Genomic DNA, 16,014 nt, shown 5'->3' on the forward strand with positions numbered 1-16,014 from the left:
CTAGGGGAGCACCAGCACGCGAAGGCGCGCAGGATTGCCGTTGACGCTCAGGCGGTGCGTGCCGGCGGGAACTGCGGGGGCGGTCGCGCGCAGGTCGAAGCGGGCCGTCACAACGCCCTCGCCGGCATCGACCGCGAAGACGTAACGTTCGCCTCCGGGCACGGCGATGACGGCGCTTGGCTGCGGGCTGACATGCTCGACGGCAAAGCCGTCGAGGAGGCTTGCGGGCAGCATGACCTCGGCCCGACGCGCATCGCCCGGCAGATCGATGGTGATGTGATCCGTGGTCTGCCAGCGCGCCACGGCGGGGAACGCGATCCGAGCCGCACCCGCCTCCACCGTCCCGCGCGAGAGCGGCCCGCCGCGTCCCGTCAATCCGGCGAACGCCGCCACGATGAACAGGGCCAGCGCGACCCAGGCGAAGCGCTGGAACAGCCAGAACCATTCCTGAAAGGCATGATCGGCGCCCGTGGGCCGGTCCGCACCCTCCACCTCATGCGCAGCTGTCATCGCCCGTCCTCATGATGGGGCCCCCATGCGCCAGAGAGTGTTGCATCCTCCACAACATAGGTGAGGGCGCATCCCCGCCACCCTGTCAGGCATGGGGCTGTCGAAAGCTTCCGGCGCGTGGCCGAATGGCGGCTGCCGACCGGACAGGATCACCTCTCGGCAAGGAGAAAGCTCATGAACATCATCCTGATCATCATCATCGGAGGCATCCTCGGATGGCTTGCCAGCATGGTGATGCGGACCGACGCCCAGCAGGGCATCTTCCTCAACATCGTCGTCGGCGTGGTCGGCGCCCTGCTCGCCGGGTTCCTGATCAACCCGCTGATCGGCGGCGGCAACATCACTGCCGGCGATTTCTCGATCAGCGCGCTGATCGTCTCGTTCCTCGGCGCGCTGGTGCTGCTCGCCATCGTCAACCTGTTCCGCCGCGGTTCGGTGCGGTAACTCCGGAGAAACGCACATGAAGAAAACGATCATCACCGGTGCGGCCATGGCGCTCGCGGCTTTCGGCCTTGCCGGGTGCGACAGCCCCGCCGAGGAGCGGGCCGAGGAACGCGCGGACGCCATCGAAGATAACGCCGAGGCCACAGCCGACGCGATGGAGCAACGCGCCGACCAGCTCGACCGGACGGTCGATGGCACGGATTCCGCTGCTGAACAGAACCTCGAGAACCGGGCCGATGCCGTGCGCGAGCAGGGCGAGGCGCAGGCCGAACGGGTCGAGGAACAGGCCGAGTAGGCCTTCTTCCGGACATAAGGGCGGCGCGGGATCAGAGGCACATCGCCCGCGCCGCCTGCATGCGGGCTCGCCTCAGGGCGGGCCCGCATGATGGCGCCTGCGGCAGATCAGCAGTCGGGCAGGGCCTCGCCGCCCTCGATGATCGCCCTCAGGCCTGCGCGGCCCCGGTTGATGCGGCTCTTGACCGTCCCGAGCTTGCAATCGGCGACCGCCGCGGCCTCTTCGTAGCTCAGCCCCGCGCCCGCGATCAGCAGCAGCATCTCGCGCTGGCCCGGCGGCAGCTGGTCGAGCGCGCCCTCGATGTCGGCGACATGGAGGCGCGCCTCCTGTTCGGGCTCCTGCACCAGCAGCCGCTCGGCCGCCTCGGGCTCCCACGCGACCAGCCGGTTGCGCTTCCTCACCGCATTGTAGAACTGGTTGCGCAGGATAGTGAACAGCCAGGGGCGGAAGTTGCTCCCCGGCAGGAAGGTGTGCCGCGACGACCAGGCCCGCACCATCGTCTCCTGCACCAGATCGTCGGCCATGTCGCGCTGGCGGCACAGCGAGCGCGCGAAGCTGCGCAGCGCGGGCAAGGAGGCGGTCATCTCGGCGGTGAAGCAGGGCGGTGCGGGGTCGCGCTGTTCGATGGAGGCTGGCTTGGGCATGGCACCTTGTCCTTGTGTTCCTCCCCCCTGCCTTTGTCGGACACCTCGCAGCCGCGTTCCCTAAACTCGGCAAGGATTCCGCGCGCTTGCCCCGCGCCACCCCGCTAAAGCGGGTCACTGGCCTATGTGAATTCGCCTGCCGCCCCTCGTCCCTATCACAGGTGCCGCCCCGCAATCGGGGCCAAGCGCAATGAAAGGAATGAGGATGCGGATAGCCCTTATGATCACCGCGAGCCTGCTGGTGGCCGCCTGCGACGGTCGCGAGGCGACCGATCAGACCGTGGGCGACGGCACCGGCATGATGCAGACCGATGCCGCCGGCGAGGACTTCGCCGACCAGCCCCCCAGCGCGCAGGGTTTCGCCCAGGCCGTGGCCATGTCCGACATGTACGAGATCACCGCCGGCAAGCTCGCGCTCGAAAAGGCCGAGATGGGCTCGACCCGCGAATTCGCGCAGATGATGGTCGATGATCACACCCGGTCCAGCCAGGCGCTCAAGGATGCGGCAGGCAGCGGCAACCAGACCTTCAACATGCCCGCCAGCCTCGACACCGAGCGCCAGGCGCAGCTCGACATTCTCGAGCGGCTCGACGGTCAGGATTTCGACCGCGAATACCTGAGCCAGCAGATGGCCGCGCACCGCAAGGCGCTGGCGCTGCTCAAGACCTATGCCGGTAACGGCGATGTCGCCGAGCTGCGCCAGTTCGCGCAGAGCACGATCCCGACCGTCCAGAAGCATCACGACTGGCTGGAGCGGAACAGCGCAGGCACCGGCGCGGCAGGCGGCGCGACCGGCGCCCCGCCGCAGGCGACGCCCGCGCCATAGGCGGACGCGCCTAGCGTCACGGATGACCCCCGCGCACGATCCCATCTGGCGCGGGGGTTGTCTTGTGCCCGCCCACGGCCGCGGCCGCCCAAGGGCGGGATCAGGCCTTCCCGCCGCCCGCCTCCAGAAGCTGCGGCCGGCTGTCCGGGCCGGGCGCTTCGGCGAGCGCCTCCATGAAGGTCTGGGACCACCAGTTCACGTCCTGACGGGTGATGCATTCGAGCATCGCCTTGTGCCGCTCCTGCCGTTCGGCGAGCGGCATTGCGAGCGCCCGGGCGATGCCGTCGGCGATGTCCTCGGCGCTGTGCGGGTTGACGATCACCGCCTCCTTGAGCTGCGCGGCGGCCCCGGCGAAGCACGACAGCACCAGCACCCCCGGATCGGCCGGATCCTGCGCCGCGACATATTCCTTGGCGACGAGGTTCATCCCGTCACGCAAGGGAGTAACCAGGCCGACCTTTGCCGCGCGATAGATGCCGAACAGCTCGTCGCGCGAGTAGCCTTGGTTGACGTAGCGGATCGGCACCCAGTCGATCGAGGCGAACTCCCCGTTGATGCTGCCCGACAGCGCGCTCAGGTCGGCGCGGATCTGCTGGTAGCTCGGCACGTCCCCGCGGGAGGGCGGGGCGATCTGCAGCAGCGCGATCTTCTCGCGCAGCTCGGGGCGCTTGGTGAGCAGGAGTTCGTAGGCGGCAAAGCGTTCCTGCAGGCCCTTGGAATAGTCGAGCCGGTCGACACCCACGATCATGTCGCGCCCGACCGCGCTCACGACCAGCCGCGTCTCGGCCTGCTTGGCCGCGAGCGAATGCACCGCGCTGCCGAAATCGGCGGCATCGAGCCCGATGGGGCACTCGAGCAGGCGGGTGCGCCGTCCCTTGTGGCACGCGTATTCGCCGTCCATCTCGGCATCGAACTGGGCCGTGACGTAGTCGATGAAGGCCTGCCGCCATTCGTCGGACTGGAAGCCGATCACGTCATAGGCGAGCAGGGTCTCGACGAGGTCGCGGTGGTTGGGGAGCGACATCAGCAGGCTCGGCGGGGGCCAGGGGATGTGCAGGAAGAAGCCGATCCGGTTGTCGAAGCCGCGCATCCGCAGCCGCGCGCCGAGCGGCATCAGGTGGTAGTCGTGCACCCAGATCAGGTCATCGGGCTCGAGCAGGGGGCCGAGCGTCTCGGCGAAGCGTTCGTTGACCCGCGCATACCCCCCGGCGAAATCGCGCGCGATCTCGGTGAGGTCGAGCCGGTAGTGGAACAGCGGCCACAAGGTGCGGTTGGCAAAGCCGTTGTAGTATTCGTCGACGTCCTGCGCCTCGAGGTCGATCGTGGCGGTCGCCACCCCGCCTTCGCGGCGGAAGGTGATCTGGCCGGTAAACTCCTCGGTCTGCTCGCCCGACCAGCCGAACCACAGTCCGTTGCTGCTCCGCAATGCTGCGGCGAGCGCCACGGCAAGGCCGCCGCGGTTGGCGTTCTCTCCTTCGGTCTCGACCTGGACGCGGTTCGATACGGCGATGAGGCGGGGCATGGAAGGCGCTCCGTTTGGCCGGCGGGGATGCCGTGCAAGGGGGGGTGCGGGCGTGGCTGCGGCCTTCGCCCAAGGCACGCGTGCAAAAAACCGCCTATGTGATGAAAGGCGCGGCAGGGGCCTCGTCGAGCAACAGGCGGATGCGATCATGGACGGCCTGCGGGTCGGGGAGCACCGCATCGGCGTGCCCCGCGATCCGCGGGCCGACCGCGATCCCCTGCCCGCCGAGCACGCGGGCGGCGTCGATCGCGGCGATGTCTGTCAGGTCGTCGCCGATGTAGACCGGCCGGCTTCCCGCGAAGGGCGGGCGCTGCATGATGGTGCGCACGGCATCGCCCTTGTCGGCGCCTGGCAGGCGCAGCTCGCACACCATGTCGCCCTCCTGGATCACCAGGTCGTGCTCCGCGGCACAAGCCTCGGCCCAGGCGCGCACCGCTTCGCCGAGGCGCGGCGCGAGGCGGTAATGGATGCCGAGCCCGTAGCTCTTCAATTCGATCACCACCCCGTTGCGGGCGCCGAAGCGGGCTTCGGTCTCCCGCGTCAGGCGGGCGAAGATGCGGGCGGGAGGCGGGGCGCGCAGCCGTCCGTCGTGGCGCAGTTCGAGGCCGTGGCTCGCGGCGACCGTCACCGGCCAGAGCGTGCGGCCCCACAACGCGTCGAGCTGCTCCAGCGAACGTCCGCTGACGATCGCAAGCCGCCCGCCAAGGCGTTGCAGCGCCTCGGTCACGAGGGCGCGCAGGTCCGCGCCGATCTCGACCGCGTCGGGCGTGGGAGCCGTCTCGACGAGCGTTCCGTCGAAATCGAGCAGGAGCGAGAGCGGGGCCGCGGCGCTCATCGCTGCGGCCCGGGCTGCGGCGGGAATGGAGAAACGGTCATGCGACGTCCGAGTGGCCCCTGGGTGGAGAGGGCTTGGCCCGCGACAGGTGCGCGGACACTAACGCGGGATAGGAAAGCAGGCGATGGCCGCACGCGGGGCGGAATCTAGGGTGATCCCACGAACCCCGTTCCAATCCCCCGAAGAGGAGGCCTCCCATGTCCTTTCTGGACCGCATCGCCGCCGCACTCGCCCCGGCGGCCACCGACGAACAGCGCATCGAGGCGCGCCGGCAATTCGAGGAGCTGGCGGTGGGAGAGGCCTTTGCCGAGGACATTCTCGCCCAGCATCGCCAGATAGAGGCCCTGTTCGCCGAGGCCCGCGAGGCCAGCGGTGCCGGTGCCCAAGCTGCGGTCCGGGCGCTCGCCGTGCTGCTCAACGGCCATTCGATGGCCGAGGAGGCGGTGGTCTACCCCGATATTTCCGAGCACTCGGGCAAGGCCCATGCGGGCATGGCGTACGAGGAGCACGCGATGACCAAGGTGCAGCTGGCCGAATTGCAGAAGATCGCGCCCGGGACCCGCGAGTGGCGCGAGAAGCTCGATCACATCGAAAGCGCGGTGCAGCAGCACGTCTATCAGGAAGAGAGCAGCTGGCTGCCCGACGTGATCCGCCATGCGCCGCTCGAGGAGCGCCAGCGCATGAGCATGGAGTTCCGCGAGTATTTCCAGCGCTTCGACCAGGGCTGACCCCAACCCGGCAGCGCGGTTTGCGACCCACCGCGCACCTGCCGGGCTGCGCCCGCGAGACCGACGAGTTCCCCCGCCCCCGGGAATGCTCGCGGTCTTGCGGGCGCTTTCGCGTGGCGGGCCGGCGCAGCGGGTGACGGGCAACAAAAAACCCCGCCCATTGCTGGGCGGGGAGTTGTTGGGGCAATGACCGGACGAAGTGGAAACCGAAGGCATGTCCGGCCATCGAGTTGTCAGAGGGATCGGGAAACCCAACGACCGTGACACTCTGCCCGACTGATTCGCGGCACGCTCTAACCTGAATTATATCCGCGTTAATTGTCATATGAGGCAGCGTCGAATCGCCCATGAAAAAGCCGCCCTCCGGACCGCGGGGACCGGAGGGCGGCGAGGGGGCGCGGCAACGGGCGGGGGCGTGCCCGCCGCCGCATCGTTCAGCGCGAGGAAGACCCCGATTTTCCGGTGGTCTGGCTGCCCGAGCTGCCCGAGCTACCCGAGGACGATCCGCCTTCGCTGTCGCGCTTCTTGCGCCACTCGTCGAACTTGGAGTTGAACTCGTCCTGCTGCTGCTGGCGGTATTCGTTGTAGTCGTTGTCGAACTGTTCCATCTGGCGCTGGCGCCACTGGCTGTAGCTGTGGTCATGGTGGTGGCCCTGCTGGCCCTGCTGGCCCTGCTGGCCGTGCTGGCCGTGCTGGCCCTGGCCCTGCTGACCCTGGCCCCACTGGCTCTGACCGTGCTGCGAACCGCCCATCATGGCGCTCTGCCCGCCTTGGCCGCTCTGCCCGAAGCCACCCTGCCCACCCTGGCCGTAGCTCCCGCTCTGGCCATAGCCGCCGCTTTGACCATAGCCGCTCTGGCCGCCATAGCCGCCCTGGCTGCTCTGACCGTAGCCGCTGGAGCCGCCGTAGCCGCCCGATCCGCTCTGGCCGTAATTGTCCTGACCGTAGCCGCCGCTCTGGCCGCCGTAGCCACCGCTCTGGCCGCCGTAGCCGCCCTGCGAGCCATAGGAGCCCTGACCCTGATCCTGCTGGCCCTGACCATAGCGGCCCTGATCGCCCTGCTGGTCCTGGTTCCAGCCCGAACCGCTCTGGCCATAGCCGCGCTGGTTCTCGCTCGCCTGCATCTGGTCGTTGCGGCCGCCTTCCCGGTTCTGGCTCTCGCGGTTCTGATTGCGCTCGTTCGCCATGTCACATTCCTTTCCGTTATGAACCCCGACCCTGCGGCTGCCCCGCAAGATCGGGCCTCAACGAGAGTCCCATCGAAGCGCCGGAAGACCCCTATCCTGCATTACCCACGGCGGACGCCCCATCGCCGTGTCGCGACGCCCCGTCGAATGGCATGCCGGGATCGGCACACACGGCCGAATCGGTTGCAAGAATGGGGGAATTTCCGGGGGCCTTGCGCTCCACCGATGCACCCGGCGCACCTCAATGCGACGCATTTGCGAAAACCGGAGTGAGACGATACGCTGCGTTTACGCGGTGAAATGCAGGGATTCGACAGCGCCGATAACTTTTGATCGAGAGACGAGCGGCGCGTTGAGGGACAAGTGCAAGTCTCTCAACACCTCCAGAGGAGCGAGCACGTGTTCAACGCCTTCCTGCTGCGACTTATGCATGCTGCCGAACTGAGCGATCAGGAAATCGAGGCGGTCGAAGAATTGTGCCGGCAGCCGAAGGAGATCGGCGCCAAGAAATACCTGTCGCGCGACGGCGACGAGATGGTGTCCTTCCCGGTCGTCCTCAGCGGCTGGGCGGCACGTTACCAGATCCTGCGCAACGGCGCCCGCCAGATCACCCGCCTGCTGGTGCCGGGCGATGCCTTCTACTTCGATTCCTCGCCCAACGGCATCGCGATCGAGGAAGTCATCACGCTGAGCCCGTGCAAAATCGTCAACATCCTCCATGCCGACATGCGCCGCGTGATCGACCGCTTCCCGGCGGTCGGCGAGGCGATGCGCAACTACGGCTGCATGGAGAACGCCGTGCTGTCGTCGTGGGTGGTCAATGTCGGCCGCCGTGACGCGCTCGAGCGGATGGCGCACCTGATCTGCGAGGCACATTACCGGCTCTCGCTGGTCGATGCGCACCAGGGCAATCAGATCTACTTCCCGCTGACGCAGGACGACCTTGCGGACGTTCTCGGCCTCACTCCGGTGCACATCAACCGCAAGCTCCAGCAATTGCGATAGGAAGGGCTCATCACGCTTCGCTCGAAGCAGCTGACCATCCTCGACCTGCGCACTCTTCAGCAGATCGCCGGGTTCGACAGCTCCTATCTCGCCCCGCGGGTCCAGACCCCGCGCGAACGCGAGCGGCTCAAGGTGGTGGCGGCCTGAGGGCCGCCACGCGACCTACGCTTCCGACCGGATCAGCCGTTCCAGCGTCGACAGGATGCGCGCGCTGTCGGCAGGCTTGCTGACATAGGCACTGCCCGTCAGATCCTCGGGCAGGGTCGCGGCGTCATAGCCGGTCAGGAACAGGAACGGGATCGCGCGGCTGCGCAGTTCTCGGGCGAAATCCAGCGACAGGCCGTGCCCCAGGTTGATGTCGAGCAGCGCGGCATCGACCGGACCGCCCGCGAGCAGGGTGTCGACATCGGGCAGCGTGCCCGACATCGCGATCACCTGCGCACCGGCTTCCTCGAGCAGATGCCGGCAATCCTGCGCCTGGTAGTAATCGTCCTCGAGAATGATCAGACGGCGGCCTTTCAGCGCGTGGTCGGTCATGCCCGCTTCTCCCTCACGATCGCGGATCGAGGATGCTGCCGGCGTCGGACAGCGGAAATTCGAGCTCGGCGAGGACGCCCGTGTCGTGGAGCGCGAAGCGGCCCTCGCCCTGCAACTCGTAAGGCACCCGCTCCTCGATCAGCTTGCGGCCAAACCCCTTGCGGGTCTGCTTTGTCTTGCGCACCGGTGCGGTTTCCTGCCAGCGCAGGCTGACCCAGCGCTTTCCGTCCCTGTCCATCATGGCCCACACGATGCGGATATAGCCGGTATCGCCGAGCGCGCCGTACTTGATCGAATTGGTGGCGAGCTCGTGGATTGCGAGAGTGACGATCTCTGCCGCATGGGGGGACAGCGCGACCTCGGGCCCCTCGACATGGCACTTGTCGGGCTGGACGGCGTGGACCAGCAGCTCCTCGCGCACCAGTTCGGCCAGATCCACGCTTCTTCCGGGTGAGCGGGTGAGCGTGCTCTGCGTGCGCCCCATCGCCTGCAGGCGGCCGATCAGGTGGTCGACATATTCGTCGACGTGGCGGTGGCTCGGGGCCGACAGCCGCGCGACCGAACGGACCATGCCGATCAGGTTGCGCACCCGGTGCTGGAGTTCGGCGACCAGCAGCGTCTGCCATTCCTCCTCGCGCCGCCGCTGGGTCGTGTCGATCATCGCGCCCAGCATCCGCACCGGCTTGCCCTGCTCGTCGTAAAGAAAGCGTCCCCGCGCCGAGAGCCAGACGATCTCGCCGCCGGGATGGCAGACGCGGTATTCGTTGATGTATTCATCCCCGGTACGCATTGCCTCGGCAATGACGGATTGCGTTCGCTCGAGATCGTCGGGGTGGACGCGTTCGGCCCACAGCTCGTAGGACGGCTCGATCTCGCCCGGCTCGTAGCCTTCCATGCGGTAGTGCTCGTCAGACCAGATGAGCTCGCCGCTCTCGACGTTCCAGTCCCACAGGCCCACCCTGCCGATCTCGCTCGCCACGCGCAGCATCTCTGCGCCATGGGCAAGCTGGCGTTCGGCATGGCGGCGGCTGGTGATGTCGGTCGCCATGCCGAACCATTCGGTGACCTCTCCGCCATCGTCGAACACCGGAACGGCGCGCGAATAGAGCCAGCCGATCTCGCCATCGGGCCTGAGATAACGGTGCTCCATCTCGAGCGGCTGGCGCGTTTCGATCGCCTCCTGAAGGAGGTGCCGCACCCGGTCCCGGTCGGCCGGCGCGACAAAGCTCCCGATCCAGTCGATCTCCCCGCTGACCTCGCCCAGCAGGCTGTTGCCGTCGAGCTGCTCCATCAGCGTGCCTTGCGGGCTCATGCGGAAGATCAGGTCCGAGGTTGCCTCGATCAGCGATTGAAGCCGGCTTTCGGAGTGGCGGAGCGCCAGCTCCATCGCCTTGCGCTTGCCGATGTCCGCGAAGAGTATCCCGAGCAGATAGGGTGCCCGGTCGCCGATCGGGAAGGCGAAGACATCGAACCAGCGGCCCATCGCGGGCGATTCGTTCTCGAACCGCTCGGCGACGCCGGAGAGCGCGATCCGCGCATAGGTGGCCACCCACTTGTCCTCGATGTCGGGCTGAAGCGTCCGCATCGTCTTGCCGACCGGATCTTCGAGTCCGGTATGCTCGACGAAGGCCTCGTTGCACTCGAGGAAGCGGTAGTCGATCGGATCGCCAGCATCGTCGAAGAGCACCCTGATGATGCAGAACCCCTCGTCGATCGCATCGAAGATCTGCTTGTAGCGCGTGTCCGCCTCGCGCCTTTCCTCGCGGGCTGCATGTTCGGCGGTGATGTCGCGGATGCGCACCATGATGGCTTCGCGGGACCCAAGGGGGGAGAAGCAGACCTCGAAGATCAGCGGCGCCGTCGCGTGGTGGCGTGCAAGGGTCTCGGGAGCGCCCGTGGCGCGCACGCGCGCAAAGTCGGTGAACCATTCCTCGGCCAGATCGGGGTGGGCCTCGCGCAGGGTCTTGCCGACGAGATCGTGCCGGCCGAGCAGATCGGCGTGCTTCGCGTTGCTCGCGACGTAGCGCCAGTCGCCCGGCTCCGCTTCCGGACCCGCGACCGGTTCGAGGATGCAGGCCGCGTCGGGTAGGGCGCGAAACGCGGCATCGAGCAGGCTTTGGTCGCAATCGTGGGGGAAGTCGGCCATTTCGCTCGTCTTTCAGAGCCCGGAGCATAGGGAGCACGGGCAGAAGCCTGACTAACATAGATCAGCCTGCGGGCCAGCCCCTGTCGCACCTGATCGAGGTTAGGGACGCTGCTGGCAGCGCGCCGCAAGGTGGCGGCATGACGGCGCGCCGCTTGCGTCTCCGGCCCGGAGACATGGCGGGCCGACAGGAGACAGTTCATGCGCATAATTCTCGGCCTTCTTGCTCTCGGTGCTGGCGCCTATGTGCTCGCGCGGCGCTCCGCCGGCACGGGCACATCCCGCGCCGCCTTTGCCGAAGGTCAGCCGGGCGGGGCTGCCAATGCCGTGCGCGACGCGGGGCCCGAGGCGATGCGCGATCCCCCGGCAGAGCCCTGGACCGAAGTCGACGAGGCGAGCGACCAAAGTTTTCCCGCCAGCGACCCTCCCGCCACTTACTGACGGGGCACCCCCGTGGTCGAGCTCGTTGCAGCCGGTTTCCGGTCCGGTCTGCCGCGCCGACGTGGTGCGGATCATCACACAAGTTAGTGTCATGATCCGCAGGTTCGCCTTGACGCGTGGATGTCCAGTCCGACCAATCGGGGGTGAAGATCATGACGACTTTGACCGCTGCAGGCATCGAGCCGCTGTTCCGCCTGCTTGGCCGGTACATGCCGCTCGACGAGCATGATCGCGCCGCGCTCTCGACCCTCGAGACTGGCCCGATCTGCGCGCGCGACGCGCGGACGGACATTGCCCGAGAGGGCGAGAATCCGACCGTCATCCGGCTGCTCGTTTCGGGCTGGGCGTGCCGCTACAAGGACCTGCCCGACGGGCGCCGCCAGATCGTCGGCTTCTTCCTTCCGGGCGACTTCTGCGATCTCAACATCTACATCCTCTCCGAGCTGGACCACTCGATCGGCGCCCTTACTGCGGTGCGGTTCTACGAAATCCAGCCGCACCAGTTCCACGAAGTGATCGACGAACGCCCCCACCTGCTGCGGGCGCTGCTGTGGCACGAGATGGTCTCCGCCGGAATCCAGCGCGAATGGCTGCTGTCGATCGGTCAGCGTTCCCCGCTCGAGCGGCTCGCGCATCTGTTCGTCGAGCTCTACTATCGCCTCAAGGCGGTGGGGCTGGCGACGGGGCTCGGCTTCGATCTGCCGATTACCCAGAACCACCTCGCCGAGGCGAACGGGCTCAGCCTCGTCCACCTCAACCGCACGCTCCAGGAGATGCGCCGGGAGGAGCTGATCGAGCTGTCCGACCGCCAGCTCCGGATCGTCGATCTCGACCGCCTGAAGCGCGTGGCGATGTTCAACAACAACTACCTGCACTTCAACCGCTAGGGGCAGCGGCGCTCAGAGCTGTGGGAGGCTCTGCGCGGCGAAGCCCCAGCCCTTGAGACCCGCCGAACGCGCGCGCTTCAGCAGCGCGGGGGCATCGTCAATGGCGAAGGGGTGAGCATTTTCCATCCCTTCGAGCTCGCTCCAGGTCACGGGCACGGCCACCGGCGCGCCGCTGCGCGCACGGGCCGAATAGGGCACCACCGCCGTGGCCCCGCGCTGGTTGCGCAGCCAGTCGATGAAGATCCTCCCCTTGCGCTTCGCCTTGCTCATGGTCGCGGTGAAACGGTCGGGTTCTGCCTGCGAGAGCGCCTCGGCGAAGCGGCGGGAGAAGTCCTTGTGCGCGTCCCACGAATGGCCGGGGGTTAGTGGCACCACCACGTGCACCCCCTTGCCCCCCGAAAGCATGGCAAAGCTCGCAAGACCGATATCGGCGAGGTGGCGCCGGATGTCGCCTGCGGCCTGCTTGACGCGGTCGAAATCGAGGCCCTCGTCGGGGTCGAGATCGAAGATCATGCGATCGGGCGCCTCCACGGCCTCGGCGCGGGCGGCCCAGATGTGGAACTCGATCGTTCCCATCTGGACGCATTGCAGGATCCCCCTTTCGTCGCTGACGAAGAGGTAATCCTCGGTGTCGCCGTCCTTCTCGCGGATCGGCACATGATGCACGCCGTCGCCGAAAGACCCGCTGTCGTGTTTCTGGAAAAAGCATTTGCGCGCCCGCCCCTGCGGGCAGCGAACGAGGCTGACCGGGCGCCCGCCGAGGAACGGCAGCATCAGCGGCGCGATGGCGGCGTAGTAGTCGGCAAGGTCGCCCTTGGTCTGGCCGCTGTCGGGGAAGATCACCCGCTCACGGCTCGAAATGGCCACGTCGGGCGCTGGATCGGGCGACGCCTCGGGTCGCTCGGGCTTCACGGCCTTCGCGGGCTTGTCGGAGCGAAGGGCGATGAAGCTCGCGTGGCGCACGCTGCCCGAGGCGGTGAATTCCGCGAAAGCGATCTCGGCGACCAGCCTGGGGGTGAGCCATGTCACCCCGCGCGCGGCTGCGGGGTCGACCTCCACCGGCGGCGTCTTACGAACGAGCGGCTTCATGCGGGCGGCGAGGTCCGCCATGGTGTCGGTGTCGAAGCCGGTGCCGACATTGCCCTTGTGGACGAGCTTGCCGCCCTCGTGCTGGGCGAGCAGGAGCGAGGCGAAGGGGCGGCCGCGCGCGGACGAGGCCTTGAAGCCGGCGATCACGAATTCCTGCCGCATCGTGCACTTCACCTTGACCCAGTTGCGGGTGCGACCGTGACCATAGGGGGCATCCGCCGCCTTGGCGATGATCCCTTCCTGGCCGGCGCCGCACATCGCGGCGAACAGGCGTTCGCCCGCGCCGATCACGTGGTCGGCGACATGGACGGGTGGCGGCGCATCGCCGAGCAGCGCCTCGAGCCGCTCCTTGCGCTCGATGTTCGGAAGGCCCGTCAGGTCCTCGCCGCCGAGCTCGAGCAGGTCGAAGGCGTGGAAGGCCAGCGCGTCATCCGGGCCCTGCGCGCCGTGGCCGCGCTTGAGCACGCTCTGGAGCGTCGAGAAGTCCGGGTTGCCGTCAGGACCGATGGCGACGATCTCCCCGTCGATCAGCGCGCCCGGCAGGTCGAGATCGGCAATCGCGGCGGCGAGGGGCGCGAAATTGTCGGTCCAGTCCTGCCCCGACCGGGTGTAGACGCGCACCGTCTCGCCCGTGACGGCGACCAGCGCGCGGTAGCCGTCGAACTTGATCTCGTGCAGCCAGTTATTGCCGGTGGGTACGGCATCGACCAGCGTTGCCAGCTGCGGCTTGCGGAAGGCGGGGAGCTTGCGAGCCTTGGCATTGGCGGCGCGCTTGGGCTTCTTTCGGGCCTTCGGCTTCGGCGAGGAGGGCGAGGGGAGTGATTCGGCCTCCTTGCCGGCCTCGATCTCGGCCATCGAGCGGCCTGTCGCGATGCTGGTGAGGGCCTGCTCGACGAGGGCGTCGCCCTCGGCTGCATACGGGTCCGTCACCTTCCTCAGCAGCCAGTTCTCGCGCTTCTCGCCGGGACGCGGCTTCAGGCGAACGAGCAGCCACTCGCCCTTCATCCGCTCACCGTCGAGCGTGAAGTGAAGGTGCCCGTCCTCAAGGTCGCCGGCGCTCTTGCCCGGGACCGGCGCCCAGGTGCCGCGGTCCCACAGCATAACCGTGCCGCCGCCATATTCGCCCTTGGGAATGGTGCCCTCGAAGGTCGCGTAGCTGAGCGGATGATCCTCGGTGCGCACCGCGAGACGCTTGACGGAAGGATCGAGGGTCGGGCCCTTGGTCACCGCCCAGCTCTTGAGCACCCCGTCCACCTCCAGCCGCAGGTCCCAGTGGAGCCGGGTCGCGGCGTGCTTCTGGACCATGAAGGTGTTGCCGCCTGTCGGAGCCGTCTTCCCCTCCGGCTCGGCCGTCCGCGCGAAATCGCGCTTGGCGTTGTAGGCGGCGAGGGGGTCAGTCTTGCGCGCCATCGTCGCCGTCACCGACCGGCCGGGTGCGGTCCTTGCTCTCGGCCATGCGCAGAACGGACAGCATGACGACACCCAGCGTCCCCGCAAGCGCCACCACCGGCCATTGTCCCGCTCCGCAGGCGATGCCGACCACCGCGGTGAGGAAGAGGTGCGCCGCCGAGGTGAGGTTGTGCACCTTGCCCGCTGCGAAGAAGATCAGTCCCGCGCCGATGATCGCGACAAAGGTCGCGGCTGCATCGTAGATGCGGATCGGATCGGCGTTCGGCATGTCCATCGTCCGGTAGAGCGCGATGGCCGAGACCGTCAGCGTCGCGGCGGCGAGACAGACCAGCCCGTGGGTCCGCAGTCCCGCCGCCCGCCCGCGCACCTCGCGGTCGATGCCGAGCAGCAAGCCGATCCCCGCAGCCAGCCCGAGCCTCAAGGCCATGTCTGCGCTCAGGCTGCCGATGGGAAGCGGGTCGTTGAGCGGCATCACGCGCGCTTGCGGGTGGCGGCGGGCTTCTTCGCGGGGGCAGACTTGCCGGCGGAAGCCTTCTTCGCCGTGGTCTTCTTCGCAGCCGCGCGCCCGCCCTCGCCGCCGACCGATTTCTTGAGCGCGGCCATCAGGTCCACGACGTTGCTCCCCCGGCTCGCCGGTTCACCCGCGTCCTCGATGATTGCCTTGCCGGTCCTGGACTTCGCCTTCTTGTCGATCAGCGCCCGCAGCGCCTCGACATAGCGGTTCTCGAATTCGCCCGGCTCGAAGGGCGCGGTGCGCTTGTCGATGAGGGCGGTGGCCAGATCGAGCAGTTCGGCATCGGGCTTCGCGTCGTCGATGTCGGCAAAGAAGCTGCGTCCGGCGCGCACCTCGTCGGCATAGCGCAGGGTTTCCAGCAGCAGGCCTTTCCCGCAGGGCTTCAGCGCCACGAGCTTTTCGCTCCCCCGCATCGCCAGCTGCCCGAGCGCGATCTTCTTCGACTGCCGCAGCGCCTCGCGCAGCACCACGAAGGCCTCCTCGGCCAGCTGGTCCTTGGGGGCGACGTAATAGGGCTTCTCGAAATAGAGCGGGTCGATCTCGTCGGCGGAAACGAACTGCACCAGTTCGAGCGTGCGCTTGCTCTCCAGCTTGACCGCCTCGATCTCGCGCTCCTCGAGCAGGACGTATTGCCCCTTCTCGACCTCGTAGCCCTTGATGATGTCCTCGCGGTTCACCGGGCCGATGCCGGGCACGACCTTCTCATATGCGATGCGCTTGCCGCTCGGCTTGTGGACCTGATTGAAGCGGATGGCCGCGCCCGACTTGGTGGCGGAGAAGATCTCCACCGGAATCGAGACCAGTGCGAGGCGGATCTGGCCGGACCAATAGGCGCGCGCTGCCATGCTGTCTCCTTGCCGCTGTGTGCGGGCTGGATCGTCCGCCCGCTGCGCTGTGCCGCGCGCCGGAAAGGGTCGCACTAACATAGGCGTGTGCCGCCCCGGCGGGTGCGGGCGAGAAGGATCGCGACGCCGCAACGCGACTCGAACAGCGGCCG

General features: G+C 67.7%; 17 protein-coding genes. 7 read left to right on the plus strand and 10 right to left on the minus strand.

From position 1 onward, the window contains the following. Complete coding sequence (locus ACMX37_RS02510) at positions 1-510, minus strand: hypothetical protein (protein ID WP_483147390.1); 510 nt, start codon at positions 508-510, stop codon at positions 1-3. A gap of 174 nt (positions 511-684) precedes the next feature. Here ACMX37_RS02510 and ACMX37_RS02515 point away from each other — a divergent pair, with 174 nt between their 5' ends. Together ACMX37_RS02515 and ACMX37_RS02520 are read left to right on the plus strand one after the other, a co-directional pair. After that, complete coding sequence (locus ACMX37_RS02515; RefSeq protein ID WP_088915282.1) at positions 685-954, plus strand: GlsB/YeaQ/YmgE family stress response membrane protein; 270 nt, start codon at positions 685-687, stop codon at positions 952-954. Between the two features lie 16 nt (positions 955-970). Continuing rightward, the gene (locus ACMX37_RS02520; RefSeq protein WP_483147391.1) at positions 971-1,249 is read left to right on the plus strand and encodes a hypothetical protein; all 279 of its coding nucleotides are present in this window, start codon (positions 971-973) and stop codon (positions 1,247-1,249) included. 107 nt (positions 1,250-1,356) lie between these two features. Here ACMX37_RS02520 and ACMX37_RS02525 read toward each other — a convergent pair whose 3' ends face one another. Further along, positions 1,357-1,893: a sigma-70 family RNA polymerase sigma factor gene (locus ACMX37_RS02525; RefSeq protein ID WP_483147392.1), complete on the minus strand. Its 537-nt coding sequence runs from the start codon at positions 1,891-1,893 to the stop codon at positions 1,357-1,359. Between the two features lie 205 nt (positions 1,894-2,098). On the opposite strand from ACMX37_RS02525, the gene ACMX37_RS02530 reads away from it, so the two are divergent. Further along, positions 2,099-2,719: a DUF4142 domain-containing protein gene (locus ACMX37_RS02530; RefSeq protein ID WP_483147393.1), complete on the plus strand. Its 621-nt coding sequence runs from the start codon at positions 2,099-2,101 to the stop codon at positions 2,717-2,719. A gap of 100 nt (positions 2,720-2,819) precedes the next feature. Here ACMX37_RS02530 and ACMX37_RS02535 read toward each other — a convergent pair whose 3' ends face one another. Both ACMX37_RS02535 and otsB read right to left on the minus strand, forming a co-directional pair. After that, entirely contained in the window at positions 2,820-4,241 is a 1,422-nt protein-coding gene (locus tag ACMX37_RS02535) for an alpha,alpha-trehalose-phosphate synthase (UDP-forming) (RefSeq protein WP_483147394.1), read from the minus strand. Positions 4,242-4,335: 94 nt separating this feature from the next. Then, on the minus strand, positions 4,336-5,076 hold the full coding sequence (otsB, locus tag ACMX37_RS02540) for a trehalose-phosphatase (protein WP_483147395.1): 741 nt from the start codon (positions 5,074-5,076) through the stop codon (positions 4,336-4,338). Between the two features lie 197 nt (positions 5,077-5,273). On the opposite strand from otsB, the gene ACMX37_RS02545 reads away from it, so the two are divergent. Next, entirely contained in the window at positions 5,274-5,804 is a 531-nt protein-coding gene (locus ACMX37_RS02545; RefSeq protein WP_483147396.1) for a hemerythrin domain-containing protein, read from the plus strand. A 434-nt stretch (positions 5,805-6,238) separates the two neighbouring features. Here ACMX37_RS02545 and ACMX37_RS02550 read toward each other — a convergent pair whose 3' ends face one another. Further along, positions 6,239-6,991, minus strand: coding sequence for a hypothetical protein (locus tag ACMX37_RS02550; RefSeq protein ID WP_483147397.1), 753 nt, complete (start codon positions 6,989-6,991; stop codon positions 6,239-6,241). Between the two features lie 399 nt (positions 6,992-7,390). Between ACMX37_RS02550 and ACMX37_RS02555 the strand changes: the two genes are divergently transcribed. Then, on the plus strand, positions 7,391-7,996 hold the full coding sequence (locus tag ACMX37_RS02555; protein ID WP_483147398.1) for a Crp/Fnr family transcriptional regulator: 606 nt from the start codon (positions 7,391-7,393) through the stop codon (positions 7,994-7,996). Positions 7,997-8,158: 162 nt separating this feature from the next. On the opposite strand, the gene ACMX37_RS02560 is transcribed toward ACMX37_RS02555, so the two are convergent. Together ACMX37_RS02560 and ACMX37_RS02565 are read right to left on the minus strand one after the other, a co-directional pair. Continuing rightward, positions 8,159-8,533: a response regulator gene (locus ACMX37_RS02560; protein WP_483147399.1), complete on the minus strand. Its 375-nt coding sequence runs from the start codon at positions 8,531-8,533 to the stop codon at positions 8,159-8,161. Between the two features lie 13 nt (positions 8,534-8,546). Beyond that, positions 8,547-10,679 (minus strand): PAS domain-containing sensor histidine kinase, encoded by a 2,133-nt coding sequence (locus ACMX37_RS02565; protein ID WP_483147400.1) that lies wholly within the window; start codon positions 10,677-10,679, stop codon positions 8,547-8,549. Between the two features lie 198 nt (positions 10,680-10,877). Between ACMX37_RS02565 and ACMX37_RS02570 the strand changes: the two genes are divergently transcribed. Further along, the gene (locus ACMX37_RS02570; protein WP_483147401.1) at positions 10,878-11,117 is read left to right on the plus strand and encodes a hypothetical protein; all 240 of its coding nucleotides are present in this window, start codon (positions 10,878-10,880) and stop codon (positions 11,115-11,117) included. A 152-nt stretch (positions 11,118-11,269) separates the two neighbouring features. Beyond that, entirely contained in the window at positions 11,270-12,004 is a 735-nt protein-coding gene (locus ACMX37_RS02575; RefSeq protein ID WP_483147402.1) for a Crp/Fnr family transcriptional regulator, read from the plus strand. A 12-nt stretch (positions 12,005-12,016) separates the two neighbouring features. Here the strand turns inward: ACMX37_RS02575 and ligD are convergent, their stop codons facing one another. From ligD to ku, 3 genes are read right to left on the minus strand one after another with little or no spacing between them, the layout of a single operon-like run. Next, positions 12,017-14,503, minus strand: coding sequence for a DNA ligase D (ligD, locus tag ACMX37_RS02580; RefSeq protein ID WP_483147403.1), 2,487 nt, complete (start codon positions 14,501-14,503; stop codon positions 12,017-12,019). Further along, positions 14,487-14,975 carry an MgtC/SapB family protein gene (locus tag ACMX37_RS02585; RefSeq protein ID WP_483147404.1) on the minus strand — a complete coding sequence of 163 codons (489 nt, stop codon included), beginning with the start codon at positions 14,973-14,975 and terminating at the stop codon, positions 14,487-14,489. Before ACMX37_RS02585 ends, ligD begins: the two co-directional genes overlap by 17 nt. Next, a complete protein-coding gene (ku, locus tag ACMX37_RS02590; protein ID WP_483147405.1) occupies positions 14,975-15,862 on the minus strand; it encodes a non-homologous end joining protein Ku in 888 nt (295 codons plus the stop codon). Before ku ends, ACMX37_RS02585 begins: the two co-directional genes overlap by 1 nt. Positions 15,863-16,014 lie beyond the last annotated feature (152 nt).

The sequence above is a fragment of the Porphyrobacter sp. THAI-01a genome, from assembly GCF_056868655.1.

What these genes read in the sequence shown, in the direction of transcription:
- ACMX37_RS02510 (WP_483147390.1), bottom strand. Translation starts at nt 510, where the DNA reads ATGACAGCTGCGCATGAGGTGGAGGGTGCGGACCGGCCCACGGGCGCC.
- ACMX37_RS02515 (WP_088915282.1), top strand. Translation starts at nt 685, where the DNA reads ATGAACATCATCCTGATCATCATCATCGGAGGCATCCTCGGATGGCTT.
- ACMX37_RS02520 (WP_483147391.1), top strand. Translation starts at nt 971, where the DNA reads ATGAAGAAAACGATCATCACCGGTGCGGCCATGGCGCTCGCGGCTTTC.
- ACMX37_RS02525 (WP_483147392.1), bottom strand. Translation starts at nt 1,893, where the DNA reads ATGCCCAAGCCAGCCTCCATCGAACAGCGCGACCCCGCACCGCCCTGC.
- ACMX37_RS02530 (WP_483147393.1), top strand. Translation starts at nt 2,099, where the DNA reads ATGCGGATAGCCCTTATGATCACCGCGAGCCTGCTGGTGGCCGCCTGC.
- ACMX37_RS02535 (WP_483147394.1), bottom strand. Translation starts at nt 4,241, where the DNA reads ATGCCCCGCCTCATCGCCGTATCGAACCGCGTCCAGGTCGAGACCGAA.
- otsB (WP_483147395.1), bottom strand. Translation starts at nt 5,076, where the DNA reads ATGAGCGCCGCGGCCCCGCTCTCGCTCCTGCTCGATTTCGACGGAACG.
- ACMX37_RS02545 (WP_483147396.1), top strand. Translation starts at nt 5,274, where the DNA reads ATGTCCTTTCTGGACCGCATCGCCGCCGCACTCGCCCCGGCGGCCACC.
- ACMX37_RS02550 (WP_483147397.1), bottom strand. Translation starts at nt 6,991, where the DNA reads ATGGCGAACGAGCGCAATCAGAACCGCGAGAGCCAGAACCGGGAAGGC.
- ACMX37_RS02560 (WP_483147399.1), bottom strand. Translation starts at nt 8,533, where the DNA reads ATGACCGACCACGCGCTGAAAGGCCGCCGTCTGATCATTCTCGAGGAC.
- ACMX37_RS02565 (WP_483147400.1), bottom strand. Translation starts at nt 10,679, where the DNA reads ATGGCCGACTTCCCCCACGATTGCGACCAAAGCCTGCTCGATGCCGCG.
- ACMX37_RS02570 (WP_483147401.1), top strand. Translation starts at nt 10,878, where the DNA reads ATGCGCATAATTCTCGGCCTTCTTGCTCTCGGTGCTGGCGCCTATGTG.
- ACMX37_RS02575 (WP_483147402.1), top strand. Translation starts at nt 11,270, where the DNA reads ATGACGACTTTGACCGCTGCAGGCATCGAGCCGCTGTTCCGCCTGCTT.
- ligD (WP_483147403.1), bottom strand. Translation starts at nt 14,503, where the DNA reads ATGGCGCGCAAGACTGACCCCCTCGCCGCCTACAACGCCAAGCGCGAT.
- ACMX37_RS02585 (WP_483147404.1), bottom strand. Translation starts at nt 14,975, where the DNA reads ATGCCGCTCAACGACCCGCTTCCCATCGGCAGCCTGAGCGCAGACATG.
- ku (WP_483147405.1), bottom strand. Translation starts at nt 15,862, where the DNA reads ATGGCAGCGCGCGCCTATTGGTCCGGCCAGATCCGCCTCGCACTGGTC.